Genomic DNA, 19,549 nt, shown 5'->3' with positions numbered 1-19,549 from the left:
TGGAGGCAACCGCTATGTCCCTTTCAAGAATCGACGCTGTGGCCGAGGCGCTGGTGCGTGCGCGCGGCGCACACGTCACGTGTCCCGCGGCGTCGATGGCCGACCTGCTCACACAGGCGGACGATGCCTACGCCGTGCAGCAGCAGGTGGCGCAGGCGTTCGGCTGGTTCGGCACTGCGCCGCCCCGGTACTGGAAAGCCGGCGGCGCGTCGCGCGATGCGGTGCTGACCCATGCACCGCTGCCGCCGCGCGGCGTGTGGACCAGCCCGGCAACGGCGCGCGACTGGCCGTTCCACATCCGCGGCATCGAGGCCGAGATCGCGCTGCGGATCGGGCGCGATGTCGATGCGGCGTTGGCATTGACGCTGGCTGTCGACGGCGCACGCGCCCTGGTCGATGCGATGACGGTCTCGATCGAGATCGTCGACTCTCGCTGGCAAGAGGCCATCGACGCGCCCGCGCTGTGCAAGCTGGCCGACCTGCAATCGCACGGCGCGCTGGTGCTCGGCGAATGGGTGCCGTTCGTGGCCCGCGACTGGGCCGCGCAAGCGTGCGAGGTGCGCATCGGAACGCGCGCGACCGTGATGCGCCGCGGCACGCATTCGCTCGGCGACCCCGCGTGGCTGCTGCCCGTGTGGCTGCGCCACGCCACGCGCCACGGCGAGACCGTCGCGGCCGGCACGGTGGTCACGACCGGCACGTGGGTCGGCATTCTCGAAGCGGGCGAGGGCGACCTTGTCACCGCTGAATTCCCGGGCATCGGCCACGCGTCGGTGCAGCTCTAGACCTTTCTTTCATCCACCCATCCAGAACACAGAACGGAGACAACACCATGATCGCCCTCGACAACCACCCCAGCGGCCGCCACTTCCTGCAGATTCCGGGCCCCAGCCCCGTGCCCGACCGCATCCTGCGGGCCATCAGCCTGCCGACCATCGACCACCGCGGGCCCGAGTTCGCCACGCTGGGCAAGAAGGTCATCAGCGGGCTGCAGCAGGTGTTCCAGACCCGGCACCCGGTCGTCGTGTATCCCGCGTCGGGCACCGGCGCGTGGGAGGCCGCGCTCGTCAATGTGATGAGCCCCGGCGACCACGTGCTGATGTTCGAGACCGGCCATTTCGCGACGCTGTGGCAGAAGATGGCGCGCCGGCTCGGGCTGGAGCCCGAGTTCCTCGCGCTCGAAGGCAGCGACGAAACCGGCCTGCCGCGCAGCTGGCGCCACGGCGTGCAGGCCGACCTCATCGAGCAGCGCCTGCGCCAGGACACCACCCACCACATCAAGGCCGTGTGCGTGGTGCACAACGAGACCTCGACCGGCGTCACCTCCGACATCGCGTCGGTGCGCCGCGCGATCGATGCGGCGGGCCATCCGGCGCTGTTGATGGTCGACACCATCTCGGGGCTCGCGAGCGCCGATTACCGGCACGACGAGTGGGGCGTGGACGTCACCATCAGCGGCTCGCAGAAGGGCCTCATGCTGCCGCCGGGCATCAGCTTCAACGCGGTGTCGCCCAAGGCGCTCGAAGTGGCGAAGACGGCGCGCCTGCCCAAGGCCTTCTGGGCCTGGGACGAGATCATCGAGATGAACGCGGGCGGCTACTGGCCCTACACGCCGAGCACCAACCTGCTGTACGGCCTCAGCGAGGCGCTGGACATGGTGCTCGAGCAGGGCCTGCCCGTGATCTTCGCGCGCCACCAGCGCTGGGGCCGCGGCGTGCGTGCCGCCGTGCAGGCCTGGGGCCTGCCGACGCAGTGCGCCGACGAGCGCGTGCACTCGCCCGTGCTGACCGGCGTCATCACGCCGGCGGGCGTCGATGCCGACGCGCTGCGCCGCCTCATCCACCAGCGCTTCGACCTGTCGCTGGGCGCGGGCCTGGGCAAGCTCAAAGGCCGCATGTTCCGCATCGGCCACCTGGGCGACTGCAACGACCTGACACTCATGGCCGCCTTGACCGGCGTCGAGATGGGTTTCAAGCTGGCGGGCGTGCCGATGGCCGCCAGCGGGGTGGCGGCGGCCATGGCGTACTTTGCGGAAACACCGGCCGTCCACGCCGCGTGATCCCTCGGGAAGGGGCTGCGGGCTAGGTGCTTTCCATTATCGTTAACAAGATTGTCGACATTGTTGTTGACGTTGATTTCGACAAAGCCTAAATTCCGCTCCACAGCCTCGGTGGTGCACTGGCCCGGACCAGCCCGACCCGCGACTGCAAAGTTCGCCAGCGTGCCGGGTCGTTTCCTTGCAAGCTGGCATCCGTGCCACTGCAAGGAGACAAACCGATGCAAAACACCATGACGGACGGCGCCAAGGCGACTGCCGCAGCACCCGATGCCACGCTCCAGCCCACCAAGGTGCGCTGGAAGATCTTCCTGATGATGTTGTTCCTGATCTCGATCAACTACATCGATCGGGCTTCGCTCTCGGTGGCCATGCCGCTGATCGCCAAGGAATTCGACATCGGCCCGGCCGTGCAGGGCCTGCTGCTCAGCTCGTTCTTCTGGACCTATGCGCTGATGCAGATCCCGGGCGGCATGCTGGCCGACCGCTTCGGCCCGCGCGTCGTCATTGCCGGCGCCACCGTGGGCTGGGGCTTCTTCCAGGCCATCGCTGCCGTCTGCACGGGCTGGATGCCTTTGCTGCTCACGCGGCTGGGCCTGGGCGCAGCCGAAGCGCCGATCTATCCCGCGGGCGGCAAGCTCAACGGCATCTGGATGACGCAGACCGAACGCGGACGCGGCGCCACCTTGCTCGACGGCGGCGCCCCCCTGGGTGCGGCGCTGGGCGCGATCCTGATCTCGGCGCTGATCGCTGTGCTCGGCTCGTGGCGCCTGGCCTTCGTCATCGCCGGCGTCGGCACCGTCATCGCCGGCTACTTCGCCTGGCGCTACATCCGCAACCATCCGCGCCAGCATCCCGACGTGAACGAAGCCGAGGCGCGCTACATCGAGGCCAGCCACGCCGCCGACGCCGCCAAGGAATCGGCCAATGCGAGCGGCCGTGTGCTCGACTTCTTCCGCTACCGCTCGGTGTGGGGCATGTTCTTCGGCTGGATGTGCTTCAACGCGCTGTTCTACGGCCTGCTCACGTGGATGCCCAACTACCTGTCGAAGGTGCACGGCTTCGACATCAAGCAGATGGGCGGCGCGGTGTTCATCATGTTCTTCTCGGGCTTCGTCGGCGAAATGTTCGGCGGCTGGCTGGCCGACAAATGGATGGCCGCCGGCGCCTCGCAGAGCAAGGTGCTGCGCACGCTGTTCGGCATCTCGTCGATCATCGCGACCATCGCCATCTTCATGGTGACGCGGATCACCGACCCGATCGCCGTGGTCGTGCTGCTGTCGGTCACGCTGTTCTTCCTGCGCTGGTGCGGCCTGTTCTGGTGCGTGCCCTCGATCCTCGGCACGCGTGCCCGGGTCGGCTTCCTGGGCGGCACGATGAACCTCGGCGGCAACGTGGCGGGCATCGGCGTGCCGATCGTGGTCGGCCTGATCGTGCAGGCCACGGGCTCGTACTTCATGGCGCTCATGCTGTTCACGGCGGCCGGCGCGGGCCTGTTCGTCTGCTCGACGATGCTGATCGACTACAGCAAGAAGCTGCCGGTCTGATGCCACCCACCTCGACTGCCATGACCCCTCGCAAACTCATCGGCGTGCTCACGCCTTCGTCGAACACCGCGCTCGAGCCGCTGACCAGTGCGATGGTCGCGGGCGTGCCCGGCGTCTCGGCGCATTTCTCGCGCTTCACCGTCACCGAGATCTCGATGCGCGACGCATCGCTGAACCAGTTCGACGACAGCAAGATCCTCGAGGCCGCGCGGCTGCTGGCCGACGCGCGCGTCGACACCATCTGCTGGAGCGGCACCTCGGCCAGCTGGCTCGGCTTCGAGAAAGACCAGGCGCTGTGCGCGCGCATCACCGAGGCAACCGGCATTCCGGCGACCACCTCGGTGCTGGCGCTCAACGAGCTGCTCGCCGCGCAGGGTGCGCGCACGCTGGGCCTGGTGTCGCCGTACGTCGACGACGTGCAGCAGCGCATCGTCGCCAACTACGCGGGCATCGGCATCGACTGCGTGGCCGAGCGGCACCTCGACCTGACGGTGAACTTCGCCTTCAGCGAGGTCGAGCCCGACACGCTGCGCCGCATGCTGCGCGAAGTGGCGCAGCAACGGCCCGACGCCATCACGATCATGTGCACCAACCTGAGCGGTGCGCAGCTGGTCGAGGAGATGGAGCGCGAGCTCGGCATCCCCATCTACGACTCGGTGGCCACCGTGGTCTGGCGCGCGCTGAAGACGGTCGGCGTCGATCCGAGCGCCGTGAAGGGCTGGGGCCGGCTGTTCGACGCGAAGGCCTGAGGCCCATCCATCCCGCCAGACAGACAAGACAGAAAAGCACAGAAAGACCATGACCTTCCGCGACCTCGATCTTGTGGTGCGCAACGCCCGCGTTGCCACCGCCAGCGACACCTTCGATTCGGACATCGGCATCCGCGACGGCCGCATCGTGCAGCTCGGCCTCGGCCTGCCGCCCGGTCGGCAGGAGATCGACGCCGCCGGCCGCTATGTGACGCCGGGTGGTGTCGATGCGCACTGCCACCTCGACCAGCCGATGGAGCCGCCGGTGCGCATGGCCGACGACTTCGACACCGGCACCCGCGCCGCAGCCTGCGGCGGCACGACCACCGTGATCCCGTTCGCCGCGCAGCAGAAGGGCCAGTCGCTGCGCGCCGCCGTGCAGGACTACCACCAGCGCGCCGAGGGCCGCGCCCACGTCGACCACGCCTTCCACCTGATCGTGAGCGACCCGACCGAAGAAGTGTTGAAGCATGAGCTGCCGCAGCTCATCGCCGAGGGCTATACCTCGTTCAAGATCTACATGACCTACGACGATCTGAAGCTGGACGACGGCCAGATCCTCGACGTGCTGTCGGTGGCAAGAGAGCAGGGCGCGATGGCCATGATCCACGCCGAGAACGCCGACTGCATCGAGTGGCTCACCAAGCGGCTCGAAGCCAACGGGCGCACCGCGCCGCGCTTTCACGCGCATTCGCGGCCGATGCTGGTCGAGCGCGAGGCGACCCACCGCGCCATCGCGCTGTCGGAGCTGGTCGACGTGCCGATCATGATCGTGCACGTGTCGGGACGCGAAGCGGTCGAGCAGATCCGCTGGGCGCGCGCGCATGGCCTGAGCGTGTTCGCAGAAACCTGCCCGCAGTATCTGTTCCTGACTGCTGAAGACCTGGGCATCGACGACAGTTACCAGGGCGCGCGCTGCGTCTGCAGCCCGCCGCCGCGCAACCGCGAGAACCAGCAGGTGATCTGGAACGGGCTGTCCGATGGGCTCTTCACGATCTTCTCGTCGGACCACGCGCCGTTCCGCTACGACGCGCCCGAGGGCAAGAAGCCCGGCGGCGAAGAGGTGGCGTTCCGCCACATTCCGAACGGCATTCCGGGCATCGAGACGCGGCTGCCGCTGCTGTTCTCGCACGGCGTGCTCGACGGGCGCATCACCATCAACAAGTTCGTCGAGCTGACGTCCACCAACCCGGCCAAGGCCTACGGGCTGCACCCGCGCAAGGGCACGATCGCCGTCGGTGCCGATGCCGACCTCGTGGTCTGGGGCACCACGCCGCGCGCCATCCGCAACGCCGACCTGCACCACGACGTCGACTACACGCCGTATGAAGGCGTCGAGGTGAAAGCCTGGCCGGCGCTGACGCTGGCACGCGGCGAAGTCGTGTGGGACGGCGAACGTTTTCATCCGCGCGCCGGACGCGGAGAATTCCTGCGCCGGGGCGAGCCCACCTTGCTGCCGAGCCGCCGACCGGCCTGAGCCTTTCGCCTGGAGACATTGCCATGAACCTGCTGCTGATCAACCCCAACACCTCGCAAAGCGTCTCCGACCTGATCGCGGCCGAAGCCCGGCGCGCGGCAGCGAGCGACACGCGCATCGAGGTGCTCACGGCGCCCTTCGGCGTGGCCTACATCGAGACCCGCTTCGAATCGCTGATCGGCGCGTACGCCGCCGCCACGCTCGCAGCGGAGCACCATACGCGGCACGACGCCATCGTGGTCGCGGCCTTCGGCGACCCCGGCATCGATGGCCTGCGTGAGGCGCTCGACATTCCCGTGGTCGGCCTCACCGAAGCGGCCTTGATGAGCGCGTGCCTGCTCGGCAAGCGCTTCTCGATCATCGCGATCTCGCGCCGCATCACGGCCTGGTACCGCGAGTGCGTGCAGGCCAACGGCCTCATCGACCGGCTCGCGAGCATCCGCAGCCTCGACGGTCCGCTCAAGGACATCGGCCACGTGCAGGACGACCACGGCCAGCGGCTGGAGGCCCTGTGCATGTCGGCCATCGAGGACGACGGCGCGGACGTGATCATCATTGCCGGCGCGCCGCTGGCGGGCCTGGCGCGTTCGATCAAGGACCGCATTCCGGTGCCCGTGGTCGACGGCGTGTCGAGCGCCGTGTGCCATGCGCAGACGCTCGTGTCGCTGGCGCCCGCGCCGGCGCGACTGGGCAGTTTTGCGCCGCCGCCGATCAAGCCGAATCAGGGCCTGCCCGAGGCCATGGCGCGGCTGCTGGCGCGCGACGGCGCACGCGCCGCAGGCTGAGGTTGTGGGCCCCGTGGCGCACTGCAGCCTGGAGGGTGCGTCGATAGAATCGGCGCCGATGCCCACCAAAGCCCCAGCCCGCAAGACCAGCGCGAACGGCGCCGCTGGCGCCACCGGCACGACCGGTGCCCCCAACGCCCGCGAACACAGCGTCGATGAAATCGCCGAGAAGATTTCGGCCGCCATCCTGGAACACCGTCTCGCGCCGGGCACGAAGCTGGGCGAAGACCGGCTGGCCACGATCTTCGCGACCAGCCGCGCCAAGGTGCGCGAAGTGCTGGCTCGGCTGGCGCACGAGCAGATCGTCGAGCTGGTGCCGCAACGCGGCGCCTTCGTCGCCAAGCCCACCATCGAGCAGGCGCAGGATGTGTTCGAGGCGCGCCGCCTCATCGAACCGGGCGTGCTGCGCCGGCTCATCCGCACGCTCGACGACGCCAAGCGGGAGCGCCTGCAACGCCACATCGAGCTCGAGGCCGACGCACGTCGCCGCGACGACAAGCGCGCCATCGTGCGGCTGTCGGGCGAGTTCCATGTGCTGCTGGCCGAGCTGGCCGGCAACTCGGCGCTGGCACGCTCGATGCGCGAGCTGTCGGTGCTGACCTGCCTGATCATCTCGCTGTACGACGCGCCCACGGCCACGAGTTGCCGCGCGGACGAGCACGAGGAAATCGTCGCCGCCGTGAACCGCGGCGACGCGGCGCGCGCCGAGAAGCTGATGCTGCATCACCTCGACCACATCGAGCAGAGCCTGAAGCTCGACGACAGCGCCGAAGAGGTCGATCTCGAAAGCGTGTTCAGCTGAAGAGGGCAACCCGGTCGACGCTCACTGCCTCGGCAGCAGATCTGGCGGGCTCGACGAGGCTGATGGCAGGCGGACGGTGCCAAAACTACGTCGCCGATCGCCTCGGCGCGTTCTGAATGGCCGCCAAAACTGTGGCAAAAACGCCGAGAAAAATATTTCCCCGGATTTTTTACCTCCGCTGCCTCTTTCGCAGGCACCGTGTTGCAGGCCCCGCCAGGCAACGGTTCTGAGCGCTGCACACACGGTTTTCCACAACGTTGTCCCCATCGGATTGGGAAAACCCGTCATGTTGATGTGATAGGCCGTGAATCGGTCAACGGCAGCAGCAACCAGACGGTCGTACCAACGCCGGGCGTGCTGCTCGCGCCCAGGGTGCCGTGGTGCTTCTGGACCACCGCGCGCACGACAGAAAAGCCCAGGCCCATGCGCCGTGTGCCGGCGCTTTTCGTTTCGCTGGGGGCGGCTTCCGGCGTCGCCGGCACGCGCCGGCCGCGTGGTGCGTGGATCAGGGCGTCGAGCTGATCGGACGTCATGCCCGAGCCTTGGTCGCCCACGGAAATACGCACGCGGGCCGCGCCCGCACTTCCGGTGCCGGGTTCGAGCGACATGCGCAGTTCCACGCTGCGTCCGGACGGGCTGTGGCGGATGGCGTTGTTCAGCAGGTTGACGATGGCGCGGGTCAGCAGCGCGCCGTCGGCACGCAGGATGGTGTCGCCGGCGTCGTCGTCCAGCCGCGCTTCGACGCGCACGCCGTGGGTCTGCGCGTAGTGCCACACCTGGTCTTTCGCATCGAGCAGCACGGCGCCGATGTGTGTGTCCGCAAAGCGGTAGTCGTCCGACTCGGCGAGCGCGAAGTCCATGAAGCCTTCGGCCAGCGCGAGGGTGCGCTCGGCTTCGCGGCGGATCGCCGTGCGCAGGCCGGCATCGGCGGTGGCTTCATGCATCGACAGGATGCTGAGGATCGTGACCTGCGGGCTGCGCAGGTCGTGCGACAGGAACTGGCGCCATTCGTCGCGCTGGCGCTGCGCTTCGCGCTCGGCCGTGAGCTCGGGCAGCATCACGACCCAGCCCCGGTCTTCGGGGGCGTCGCCGCTGAAGGCCGCGGCTTCGAGGCGGAACACGCGCGCGTCGGAGGTCACGTACTCGCCGTGCAGCAGGTCGGTCCAGTGGGTGGCGTCCGTGCGGGGCGGCGCGCCGTTGGCGGGCGGCACGGCCAGCGGCGCGATCAGCTCGGGCAGCAGCACGCCGCGCAGCACGGCCGGGGCGTCATCGTCGCCGTGCGATGGCAGCGTACCGCTGCTCAGGAGCCGGAAGGCCGCCGCGTTGCCCGAACCGATGCGCCCCTCTTCATCGCAGATCAGCATGGCCACGGGCATGGCCTGCATGGCCTTGTCCATCAGCTGCTGCATGCGGCGCAGGCGCGCAATGGCCCGGTCGAGCGCCTGCTTGGGGTGCTCAGTCGGGTCGGCAGGGGCCGGCGCGCGCACGGGCATCACTTCGAAGGTGCCGCCGGGGAGGGCGTCGAGCACCTGCGCGCGCCGGCGCAGGTAGACGAACTGCGATTCAAGGCGCCGCCAGCTCCACAGCAGGTAGAGGATGGCCAGGCCGAGCATCGGCGCGACAGGCGGCAGCCAGTAGTGGCATGCCAGCATGGCGATGCCGCTGATCAGCAGGCAAGTGCTCGCGAGGCCGACGGCGATCGGCAGCGCGTACCGGCCCCGCCGGACCAGCAGCCACAGCGCGATCCACAGCGGCACAACGGTCCAGGCTGCATGCCACAGCGGGGGTGACACGCTCACGTTGCGCCCGTGCATCAGGTTGTCGATGGCATTGGCATGTACTTCCACGCCGGGCAGCACGCCGCGGATGCTGGCGTTGGGCGTGAGTGTCTGGTCGCCGAGGCCGGGCGCGGTGGCGCCCACGAGCAGCAGCTTGTCGCGCAGCAGCTCGGCGGGCACTTCACCGCGCAGCACGCTCACATACGGCACGGTGCGGTAGCTGCCGCGCGGGCCGGCGAACAGCAGGCGCAGCGGGCTCTGGCGCAACCAGTCGGTCGACGTGGCCTCGGGGGCGGGCGCGGGCTGCGGGATTCGCTGCGCCATCAGGGTGCCCACGTAGGGCTGCAGATGGGCCGGATAGCCTTCGAGCAGGTACAGCGTGCGCGCCACGCCGTCGGTGTCGGGTGCGAGGCCGGCGTGCCCGACGCCGCGGGCCTGCGCGGCAAAGTCCGGCAGAGGCGGTAGGAAGCCCGGCCACTCGTGGCTCGTGAAGGCGAGGGGGCTCGCATGCAGCAGCGGAAGGTACACGGGCAGCAGCCCCATGGCTTGCGCCAGGCGCGCGTCTTCGCGCGGATCGGCGCTGGGCTCGGTCAGGAAGAGGTCGAGCAGCACCCCGCGCGGCGCCGCTGGCGCGAGCCCTTCGAGCAGGCGCGCGTGGGTCTCGCGGCTCCAGGGCCAGCGCCCGAGTTCGCGCAGGCTGTGCTCGTCGATGGCGATGATCAGGATGTCGGGCGACGCGCGGTGCGAGGCCAGGATCAGCAGGCGGTCGTGGATGTAGGCGTCCATCTGCAGCAGGCCGGGGCGCTGCGCGAGGCCGAGCATCGCCAGCGGCAGCAGCAGCGCCATCAGCAGGCGTTCGATGAGGAGCCGCATGCGCGTGGCCCCGCTTCAGCGCACCGGGATGTCGAAGCTTCCGCTGAAAGCGGCTGCAGCGGGCGTGGCGCCGTCGGCTGTGGCCTGGCGCGCGCGCCAGTGGTAGCGCCCGCCGAGCGCGAAGGGGCCGACCGTCATGCCGGTGGCGTACACCGAGGGCTCGTTGAGCAGCAACACGGCGAAGTCGGCGCTGCGCGAGAGTTCGAAGCTGTAGCGCTGCCCGGAGACGCCCGGCCAGCGGACCTCCACGCGCCCGTCTGACAGCACCGACGACGTGCCCTGGCCGCCCGCGCCGCCTTCGACCGTGGGCAGGTAGACCGTGCCGTCGCCCGGCAGCCCTTCGAGCCTGGCGGCATCGAAGGCCGTGAGGCGCAGCTGGTAGAGGCCCGATGCCAGTTCCGCCGGCACCGTGAAAGAAGGCCCCGGGCCGCGTTGCTCGTGCACCGGCAGCAAAAAGCGTTCGTCGCGTGCCAGCTGCAAGCGGTAGGTCTGTGCGCCCGGCACGGGCGTGAAGCGGAACGTGCGATCGTTGCGCGCCGTTGTTTCGGCCACCAGCTGGGGTGCCGGCAGCAGGCCTGCGGCCTGCGACGGGCCGTTCTCCAGCAGCACCGCGCCGCGGCCTTCGCGCAGCACGAGCGGCGGTTCGGACTGTGCAGTGCGCTGCACGACCACCTCGCCCACGATGACCTCGCCGGTCAGCACGCCGTCTTCGTCGCGCACGCGGAAGTGCGTGCCCCGCACGCCCAGGCCCATCGACCGCGCGCGGATCTCGAACTGCTGGTTCGGCTGCTGCTTGTGCACCTGCGATTCGACGCGGCCCTCGATGAGCCGCAGCCGCACCGTGTGGGCGTCGATGGCCAGCACCTCGAGCGCGCTGCGCGAGGGCAGCACGACGCGGCTGCCGCCGGCCACGCCGAGGGTCACGAAGGCGTCGGTGCCGGTGATGAGCGTGTCGCCAGCCTGGATCGGCATGCCGGGCGTGAGCGCCTGTTCGCCGCCGCCCGCGCGCTTGCGCGAGGCCTGGCCTTCGACCGCCGTGACCACCGCGGCGCCCTCGGGCACGAGCCGCCCGTCGGCAAAGTACAGCACCGTGCCCGGCTGCAGCAGGCGGGGCTCGCCCACCTGGTTGCGCTGCTGCACTTCGGGCCAGCGCAGCGGCGTGGCCAACTGCTGGCCCGAGATGCCCCACAAGGTTTCGCCGGGCTTCACCACATGTGGCGACTGTGCGCTCGCCGCTGCGGCGACGATAAGTCCGGCACATGCCATCAGGCGGCGCAGGTGGGTCGTGGTGTCTTTCGTCGGCATCAGGCGTCCGCCTGCAGTGGTTGCTGCGTGGCTTCGAGCCGGTAGCCGCGCCCATAGACCGTGCGCAGGCTCAGCCCGCTCTCGGCGTCGAGGCCGAGCTTGCTGCGCAGCCGGTAGATGTGGCTGTCCAGCGTGCGCGACGGCAATTCTTCGGTGCTGTAGCCGGCGCTTTCGAGCAGGTGCGCGCGCGACACCACGTCGCCCATGTGCTGGAACAGCGTCAGCGCGAGCTTGAACTCGCGGTCGGTGAGGGCATGCCGCTGCGGCGTTGCGTCGTCGTCGCCCGGCGCGGGGTGGATCAGCACGCTTTGCGACACCCGTTCGAACTCCCAGCGCCCGAAGCGCTCGCCGTCGGACGCCGCCACCGGCACGCGCCGCGCCATCAGGCGCTGCACGCGTGCGCGCAATTCCAGCGGTCGGAAAGGTTTGACGATGTAGTCGTCGGCACCCAGGGTGAGGGCCTGCACCACGTCGTGCTCGGAAGCACGCGAGCTCAGCATGAGCACCGGCACCTTGTCGGTTTGCCACTTGCGCAACCACTGCAGCAATTCGACGCCGGCCAGCCCGGGCACGTTCCAGTCGAGCACCAGCAGGTCGTAGCTTTCCCGCCGCAGCGCCTGCTGCAAGGTCGACCCATTTGAAAACGTGATGCAAGTCACATTCGTCTCGCCAATTGTTAACAGCTGCTCGAGTGTCCGCACGAGATGCGAGAGCTGGTTCGGGTCGTCTTCAAGGATGGCGATGCGCATGGACTCCAGAGGTGGCGGGGGCAATTTTGACAGTGAATCCAAACCCGAAATCTGACGAATTCCGCAGCGTGAACGGACGCAACATTGTTGGCGATGGTTATGAAGTAGTAAAGAAATTCACAAATGCAGACAAAAGCTGGCTGCAATTCTGACCAAACCTCACGCCCGCCCTGTGCCCGGTGAAGGCCCTCGACATCATCCGCCCCCTGTAGCGCCACCCGGCGCTCCGATCACTCCACATCTCCGGTTATCTCCGCCCGCCATGTCGCGGTTCTGCGGAGGAAGGGCCGGGCTGAATTCGAGGAACTGGGGAAATGAACAAGTCTTATCGGTCCATCTGGAATGAGGCGCTCGGCGCCTGGGTTGCTGCGTCGGAAACGACCCGGGCGCGCGGCAAGCGCGGGAGCGTGGTGCGTGCGGCCGTGACGGCTGGGGTGATGGGGGCGGCGTTGCTGGGCGGTGGCCAGGCATGGTCGCAGATGATGATCAACGAAGGCATCCCCACGGGGCACCCGGGTCCTGACGCGGTGCCCGGCGCCGTTCTCGACATCAACTCGTACACCCGCGGTGTGATGATGCCGCGCGTCGCGCTCACCGACGCCACCACCTGGGGCCTGCCGGGCGGCGTGCCGGCCGACGGGATGATGCTTTTCAATACTACCGCCGGCACCACCACCAACGGCCTCACGCAAGGCCTGGTGACGTGGAAGGGCGGGCGCTGGGTGAGCGTCGACGAGACGCCTTATCTGCATGTGAACTCGACGGTGGTCGGCAATTCGACGCAGGCCAACTCCGGCGCCCTCGGGGTGAACAGCACGGCCATCGGACCCGACGCCAAGGCGATCGGGAGCGATGCGGTTGCGATGGGTAACGGCGCCAACGCGGTCCGATTGGCTGATGTTGCCATTGGCCGGAACGCGGTGGCCGACGGTCTCGATCGCCCGTTCGGCATCTCTGGCAACTCGGCCGTCGCCATCGGCGACGGGGCCTCGGCCAAGAGTTCAGGCAGCGTTGCCGTCGGCGGCGATGCACAGGCGCAGGGGTTCGGGACCATCGCGATCGGTTCCAGGTCGCGCGCCATTGGCGAAGGCATGGTGTCGGTGGGCGAGAGCGCAGGCGCCTCGCACACAGGTGCAGACGCGCGCAGTGTCTATATCGGCATGTATACCGGCGCCGAAGGGGCCGGCGAGGCGATCACGGCCGTGGGCACCGGGGCTGGGCGCGGCGCCACCGGGAACTTGAATGTGAGCCTGGGCGCGGATGCAGGCAGCAGCGCGAATGGCGACAGAAACACCGCACTGGGCGTTGGGGCGGGACAGTCGGTACAAGGCAGCTACAACAGCACGCTGGGCGCCAATGCCGGCAACGGGATTCAGGGAAGCCACAACATCGCGCAGGGGGCGGCTGCGGCCCAAGCCCTGGTCGGCAGCAACAACGTGGTGCTTGGCGTGGGCGCGGGGGCTTCTGCCGGCGATGCCGCTGCCCAAACCGCACTTTCGGCTGCCGACAGCAAGGCCATCCAGGCGAACAGGGGTGCGCTCGAAATCGAAGTGGCCGACAGGTTCCTCACTGCATCCGGCTTGAGCGTGACCTATCAGGGCCTCATCGATGGCCTGGGCAACGGCCAATACACCATGGATGCCAGCGGGAACGTCGTGAACGCTGCGTCCGGCGCTACCGTGCTTTCGGCGGCCGACGTGGCCGGGTTGAACACGACCACGGCCAATGCCGCGCCAAGGCTGGACGAGCAGGGCGGCCAGATGTCGGTGTCCGCCAGCAACACCGTGATGCTCGGCAAGTTCGCCCGCGCGACACGCGACGGCGCCGTCGCGATCGGTGCCATGTCGTCCGCGAACGGCGATTCGAGCACGGCGGTCGGCGACAGCGCCAGGGCCTACGGAGACCAATCGGTGGCGATGGGCGTCCAGGCGCGGGCAGACGAAGCCGGCGACATTGCCGTCGGCCACGGGGCTCGCGCAGACGGTGCGCCCCTCCCCGCGCCTGGGACCAATTTCTCTGCCGGGGGCTCCCTCGCCATCGGCCGCGACGCGCTCGTCAAGGGGCCGCGGAGCATTGCGATCGGCGACAGCGCCCAGGCCATGGGAGGCACCGCGACCGTGATCGGCTTTGAAGCGGGCAAGGGATCGGCAGCGACCAACCACTACAACACCGCCGTCGGTTCGGGTTCCGGGCAGGACGTGGACGGCGTGAGCAACAGTGCCGTCGGTTCGAGTGCCGGCGCCGATGTCAAAGGCAAGTTCAACGCAGCACTGGGCCCCGAGGCGGGGCGGCATGTGGCGGGCGACGGCAACGCCGCAGTCGGTGAGCGCGCAGGCTTTCAGGTGACGGGCAACTACAACAACGCCATGGGCCGGGCTGCTGGTTACGGCGTGACGGGCAACTCCAACAACGCCGTGGGGCAAGGCGCCGGCAACGGTGTGACGGGCGACAGAAACACCGCCAGCGGCGAGAGCGCAGGGGCCCAACTGGAAGGCAATCGCAACACGGCGAGCGGCACCTTGGCGGGCAGCATGCTCAAGGGCGACGACAACGTGGCGTTCGGGACCGGCGCGGGCAGCGGCGTCCAGCTCGATGCCAGCGGCAACCCCGTCAGCGTGGCCTTGCTGAGCGTGAGCAACACGATCGCGATGGGCACGGCCGCAAAGGTCGGCAAGGACAGGGCCATTGCCATCGGCACGGGCGCGCAGGCCAACAGTGAGCGGTCGACCGCACTGGGCGACTCGACCCGCGTGACCGTGGCAGACGGCGTGGCGCTCGGCAGCCAGTCGGTGGCGAGCACCGACAAGGGTGTGGCGGGCTTCGACCCGACCACGGGCGCAGCGTCGACCGACACCTCGTCCACGTGGACGAGCACGTTGGGCGCAGCGAGCGTCGGCGGCAACGGCCAGACGCGGCAGATCACGAACCTGGCAGCGGGCACGCAAGCCACCGACGCGGTGAACGTGGCGCAACTCCAGGCGGCCCAGGAAGAAGCCACAACGCATTACTACAGCGTCAAGTCGACCGCCACCGGCGCAGGCAGCAATCACGACAACGACGGTGCCCAAGGCACCAACTCGCTGGCGGCCGGCGTCAACGCCGCCACGACGGCCACCGCCACGCAGGCGACCGCCCTGGGCTACGGCAGCCTGGCCAGCGGCACCGACAGCATCGCCGTCGGCGACAGCACCGCCAGTGCGGCCGAGGCCGTGGCCATGGGGCGCAACGCCGCAGCCACTGCCGCGAACGCCACCGCCATCGGCGGCGCGGCCACCACGGGCAATGCCGCGCAGGCGCAGGGCCTGCGCTCCACGGCACTCGGCTGGGGCGCCACGGCCGCAGGCACCGACAGCGTGTCGATCGGCGACAGCACTGCCGCCGCGAACGCCATTGCCGTCGGCCGCTATGCGAGCGCCAATACCTTCGGCGTGGCCCTGGGCCACAGCGCCGACGCCAACCAGGACGGCGCCATCGCGATCGGCCGCAGCGCCTATGCGGGTGTCGATGCGATCCAGATCGGCACGTCTACCGTCACCGGCAACCGCAGCAACCACACGGGCGCGTTCCGCCGCGGCAGCACGCTGATCGGCGACAGCGCGAACTCGCAGGGCCTGTTCTCCACGGTGGTGGGCAACAGCAACAACCTGCTGGTCAACCAGAACATCACGGCGAGCGGCCTGTTCGGCACCTCGTTCGTGGCGCAAGGCGCGTTCTCGAACCTCTACGGCGCCTACAACACGGTCGGCACGCGCGGCACCTCGACCACGGACGTCACGACGAACAGCCGCACCTTCAGCGGTGTTGCGGTCACGGTGACGGGCTCGGCCAACAACGTGCAGGACAGCAACGGTGTGCTGGTGGCCGGCTACGGCAACACCATCACCGATTCGTACAACGACAAGATCGATGTCAGCGGCATTGCCGAAGCCTTCAATCCCGGCGGCATTGCCGCACTCATCCGCGACAAGAACACCCAGCTCGGCCAGGTGGGCGTGATCGGTGCGGGCAACACGCTGGACAAGGGCAGCAACGTGCTGGTCGCGGGCATGCACAACACGGTGACGAGTGCCGTGAAGGCGTCAGTGCAGGGCTTCGAAATCAAAGCTGAGGGCATCGACAACGCGTTCATCGTCGGCGCCGACAGCGAAGTCAACAAGTCGTCGGGCGTGTTCGTCGCGGGCTCGGACAACCGCGTGAACAACGCCACCAGCGTGCTGGCACTGGGCAACCACCAGACGCTGGGCAGCGCCACCACCACGGTGGCCAACACCGTCGCACTGGGCGACAACATCTCGTTCGCCACGGCAGCGGACGGCAAGGACGCCGTGGCGATCGGCAACGACACGCGCGTCGCCAGCGGCGCGGTGGCAGTCGGCGTGAAGGCGCAGGCGCTGGGTGAGAAGAGCATCGCGGTCGGCTACGACGCCATCGCGACCGGCTCCGTGGCCATGGGCGCCTCGGCGCGCGCCGGCAATGGCGGCGCGGCCTTCGGCGACGGCGCGACTGCCACTTACCTCGGCGGTGCGACCGTCGCAGGCACGGTGGCCGGCGCGGCACTCGGACAGAACGCGAAGGCCGATGTCTCCGCAGGGGTTGCCGTAGGCACCGACGCGGAAGTGACGGCGGCCAACGGCGTGGCACTGGGCGCGGGCTCGAAGTCGACGCAGGATGCCGCGGCGCTGGCACTCAAGGAGGCCTACAAGCCAGCCGGCGTCGCGTCGGTGGCCGGTGCCACGCCGGTGGGCGAGGTGTCGGTGGGCGGCGTGGGCAAAGAGCGACGCATCACCAACCTGGCCGCCGGTTCGGACGACACCGATGCGGTGAACGTGAGCCAGCTCAAGGCGGGGCAGACGCACTACTACAGCGTGAACGACAACGGCACGCAGGGCGGCAACTACGCCAACGACGGCGCCACCGGCATCAATGCACTGGCGGCGGGCGTGGGTGCGCAGGCGAACGGCGAGCGCAGTGTGTCCATCGGCTATCTGGCTGGTGAGGGAGCCAGCGCCGGCCTGGTCGGCCAGAACAACGTCGGCATTGGCACCGAAGCGGGTCGCGGTGTCGTGGGTTCCGCCAACACTGCCGTGGGTTCCGCTGCGGGCAAGGATGTCACCGGCAGCTCGAACGCGGCGTTCGGCATCGCGGCGGGTCAGAGCGTCGAGGGCGACTACAACCTGGCGATGGGCGTCTACAGCGGCATCGGTACCAAGGGCACCTACAACACCGCGATCGGCGGCAGCGCGGGCCAGGCCGTGAACGGCAACGACAACATCGCCATGGGCGACCTGTCGGGCACCTCTGTCGCGGGCGATGCGAACATCGGCATCGGCGCGGTGGCCGGCGCCGGCACCAAGGGCAGCAGCAACATCGCCATCGGCACTTTGGCAGGCGTCGTCGATTCGGCGACGTTGACTGGCATCACCGCCGACAACACAGTGAGCATCGGCAACAGCGCCGTGGCCAGCAACAACGACGGCGTGGCCATCGGCAGCAGAGCCCAGGCCAGCGCCGCCAACGGCGTCGCGCTCGGCGCGGATTCGAAGGCGACGCAGGACGCTGCCGCGCTGGCGCTCAAGAACGCCTATGTGCCGGCAGGTGCGACGACTGTGGCCGGCACCGCGCCGGTGGGCGAGCTGTCGGTGGGCAGCGCGGGCAAAGAACGCCGCGTCACCAACTTGGCCGCCGGTTCTGACGACACCGATGCGGTAAACGTCAGCCAGCTCAAGGCCGCGCAGACGCATTACTACAGCGTCAACGACAACGGCGTGGTCGGCGGCAACTACCAGAACAACGGCGCGACCGGTGTCAATGCGATCGCGGCAGGCGTGGATGCCGTGGCCGCGGGCGTGGGCACGGTGGCGGTCGGCAACACGGCCGGTTCGGGCAGCACGGCGGCCGGCAACGCGCACAACACCTTCGTCGGCTACGGTGCGGGCCGGCAGGTCACCGGCGCAGACAACACCGCTGTCGGCACCAATGCCGGCGTGTCGGTGACGGGGGGGAGCAACGCTGCGCTGGGGTCGGGTGCGGGCTACCGCGTCACCGGTGACTCCAACGTCGGCATAGGCGTGAACGGGGGGGCGATTACCGCCGGCTTCTCTAATGTGGGCATCGGCAGTTCCGCAGGGCAGGGCACCACCGGCGACTTCAACGTGGCGCTGGGCGGTCTTTCCGGCGGTGGGGTCACGGGCAGCGCGAACGTCGCGATCGGCCTGAACGCGGGCGAGAACATCGCCGCCAGCAATACCGTCGCCATCGGCAACCGTGCCAAGGCCACGGGCGACAGCGGCGTCAGCATTGGCACCGATGCCAGCGTCACCTACGCGAATGCGGTGGCACTGGGTGCCAACAGCACGACGGCCGCGGACCTCGCGACGCTGAATGCGAACGCAGCCTATGTGCCGCCGGGCGCTACGTCGGTCGCCGGTGCGACGCCAGTGGGAGAGGTGTCTGTGGGCGGTGTGGGCGCTGAACGGCGCATCACCAACGTGGCCGCAGGCGCACTCGACACCGATGCGGTGAACGTGAGCCAGCTCAAGGCCGTCGATGCGACCGCCAATGCGGGCTGGAACGTGGCGGCCAACGGCGAAGCCACGGGCGGCAACGTCGCGCCGGGTGCGAAGGTCGACTTCAGCAACTCGGACAGCAACGTCACGATCACGCGAAGCGGCACGAACCTGGACTTCAAGCTCGCGGACGATGTCAAGGTCAACAACAGCGTGACCGTGGGCCAGAGCGTGCTCAACACCACGGGCCTCACGATCAACAACGGCACCACGACCACCGCTGTGGCCGCTGGCGGCGTGAGCAGCGGGACGGTCAACCTGAGTGGCGTCACCAACGACATCCAGGGCCTGAGCAACAAGACGCTGACGGACCCGAGCTTCGCCACGGTGGGCCGTGGCGCCACCGAAGAGCAGCTCAAGCAAGTCAACGACACGGCCAGCGCAGGTTGGAATGTCGCAGCCAATGGTGAAGCCACAGGCGGCAATGTGGCGCCGGGCGGCAAGGTCGACTTCAGCAATTCGGACAGCAACATCGCGATCACGCGAAGCGGCACGAACCTGGACTTCAAGCTGGCGGATGACGTCAAGGTCAACAACAGCGTAACGGTGGGCCAGAGCGTGCTGAACACCACGGGTCTGACGGTCAACAACGGCACGACGACCACGGCCGTCGCGGCCGGCGGCGTGACCAGCGGCACCGTGAATCTCAGCGGTGTCACCAACGACGTCCAAGGCTTGAGCAACAAGACGCTGACCGACCCGACCTTCGCGACTGTGGGCCGTGGCGCCACCGAAGAACAGCTCAAGCTGGTCAACGACACGGCCAGCGCGGGCTGGAATGTCGCAGCGAACGGCGAAGCCACAGGCGGCAATGTCGCGCCGGGCGGCAAGGTCGACTTCAGCAACTCGGACAGCAACATCG

Annotated in this window: 11 protein-coding genes; 8 read left to right on the top strand and 3 right to left on the bottom strand. The window is 68.8% G+C overall.

The window, feature by feature from the left end; all coding sequences use genetic code 11:
* Positions 1 to 14: 14 nt before the first annotated feature.
* The 7 genes from CY658_RS31480 to CY658_RS31450 all read left to right on the top strand — a co-directional run bounded on the left by CY658_RS31480 (position 15) and on the right by CY658_RS31450 (position 7,416).
* A complete protein-coding gene (locus CY658_RS31480; RefSeq protein WP_101493899.1) occupies positions 15 to 785 on the top strand; it encodes a fumarylacetoacetate hydrolase family protein in 771 nt (256 codons plus the stop codon).
* 47 nt (positions 786 to 832) lie between these two features.
* Positions 833 to 2,059: a pyridoxal-phosphate-dependent aminotransferase family protein gene (locus CY658_RS31475; protein ID WP_101493898.1), complete on the top strand. Its 1,227-nt coding sequence runs from the start codon at positions 833 to 835 to the stop codon at positions 2,057 to 2,059.
* Between the two features lie 218 nt (positions 2,060 to 2,277).
* Positions 2,278 to 3,603, top strand: a complete 1,326-nt coding sequence (locus CY658_RS31470; protein ID WP_374221148.1) for an MFS transporter — start codon at positions 2,278 to 2,280, stop codon at positions 3,601 to 3,603.
* A 20-nt stretch (positions 3,604 to 3,623) separates the two neighbouring features.
* Entirely contained in the window at positions 3,624 to 4,352 is a 729-nt protein-coding gene (locus CY658_RS31465) for a maleate cis-trans isomerase family protein (RefSeq protein WP_101493897.1), read from the top strand.
* Positions 4,353 to 4,401: 49 nt separating this feature from the next.
* Positions 4,402 to 5,829, top strand: a complete 1,428-nt coding sequence (gene hydA, locus CY658_RS31460; RefSeq protein WP_101493896.1) for a dihydropyrimidinase — start codon at positions 4,402 to 4,404, stop codon at positions 5,827 to 5,829.
* Positions 5,830 to 5,852: 23 nt separating this feature from the next.
* Positions 5,853 to 6,614 (top strand): aspartate/glutamate racemase family protein, encoded by a 762-nt coding sequence (locus tag CY658_RS31455; RefSeq protein WP_101493895.1) that lies wholly within the window; start codon positions 5,853 to 5,855, stop codon positions 6,612 to 6,614.
* Positions 6,615 to 6,672: 58 nt separating this feature from the next.
* A complete protein-coding gene (locus CY658_RS31450) occupies positions 6,673 to 7,416 on the top strand; it encodes a GntR family transcriptional regulator (RefSeq protein ID WP_101493894.1) in 744 nt (247 codons plus the stop codon).
* Between the two features lie 284 nt (positions 7,417 to 7,700).
* On the opposite strand, the gene CY658_RS31445 is transcribed toward CY658_RS31450, so the two are convergent.
* From CY658_RS31445 to CY658_RS31435, 3 genes are read right to left on the bottom strand one after another with little or no spacing between them, the layout of a single operon-like run.
* Positions 7,701 to 10,067, bottom strand: coding sequence for a CHASE2 domain-containing protein (locus CY658_RS31445; protein WP_101493893.1), 2,367 nt, complete (start codon positions 10,065 to 10,067; stop codon positions 7,701 to 7,703).
* 15 nt (positions 10,068 to 10,082) lie between these two features.
* Positions 10,083 to 11,372 (bottom strand): FecR domain-containing protein, encoded by a 1,290-nt coding sequence (locus CY658_RS31440; protein WP_101493892.1) that lies wholly within the window; start codon positions 11,370 to 11,372, stop codon positions 10,083 to 10,085.
* Complete coding sequence (locus CY658_RS31435) at positions 11,372 to 12,121, bottom strand: response regulator transcription factor (protein ID WP_101493891.1); 750 nt, start codon at positions 12,119 to 12,121, stop codon at positions 11,372 to 11,374. The genes CY658_RS31440 and CY658_RS31435 overlap by 1 nt, the downstream gene beginning before the upstream one ends.
* Positions 12,122 to 12,435: 314 nt before the next feature.
* Here CY658_RS31435 and CY658_RS31430 point away from each other — a divergent pair.
* On the top strand, positions 12,436 to 19,549 hold a 7,114-nt coding region (locus CY658_RS31430; protein ID WP_143713825.1), incomplete at its 3' end, for an ESPR-type extended signal peptide-containing protein.

This window comes from Variovorax sp. RO1 (genome assembly GCF_002849325.1).
In the GTDB taxonomy this organism is placed as follows: domain Bacteria; phylum Pseudomonadota; class Gammaproteobacteria; order Burkholderiales; family Burkholderiaceae_C; genus Variovorax.
The sequence above is the reverse complement of the archived record's forward strand: the minus strand, read 5'-3'. Positions and strand labels throughout refer to the sequence as shown.

Bases quoted from the DNA above. Each gene is read 5' to 3' on its own strand.
- CY658_RS31480 (WP_101493899.1), top strand. From the start codon at position 15: ATGTCCCTTTCAAGAATCGACGCTGTGGCCGAGGCGCTGGTGCGTGCG.
- CY658_RS31475 (WP_101493898.1), top strand. From the start codon at position 833: ATGATCGCCCTCGACAACCACCCCAGCGGCCGCCACTTCCTGCAGATT.
- CY658_RS31470 (WP_374221148.1), top strand. From the start codon at position 2,278: ATGCAAAACACCATGACGGACGGCGCCAAGGCGACTGCCGCAGCACCC.
- CY658_RS31465 (WP_101493897.1), top strand. From the start codon at position 3,624: ATGACCCCTCGCAAACTCATCGGCGTGCTCACGCCTTCGTCGAACACC.
- hydA (WP_101493896.1), top strand. From the start codon at position 4,402: ATGACCTTCCGCGACCTCGATCTTGTGGTGCGCAACGCCCGCGTTGCC.
- CY658_RS31455 (WP_101493895.1), top strand. From the start codon at position 5,853: ATGAACCTGCTGCTGATCAACCCCAACACCTCGCAAAGCGTCTCCGAC.
- CY658_RS31450 (WP_101493894.1), top strand. From the start codon at position 6,673: ATGCCCACCAAAGCCCCAGCCCGCAAGACCAGCGCGAACGGCGCCGCT.
- CY658_RS31445 (WP_101493893.1), bottom strand. From the start codon at position 10,067: ATGCGGCTCCTCATCGAACGCCTGCTGATGGCGCTGCTGCTGCCGCTG.
- CY658_RS31440 (WP_101493892.1), bottom strand. From the start codon at position 11,372: ATGCCGACGAAAGACACCACGACCCACCTGCGCCGCCTGATGGCATGT.
- CY658_RS31435 (WP_101493891.1), bottom strand. From the start codon at position 12,121: ATGCGCATCGCCATCCTTGAAGACGACCCGAACCAGCTCTCGCATCTC.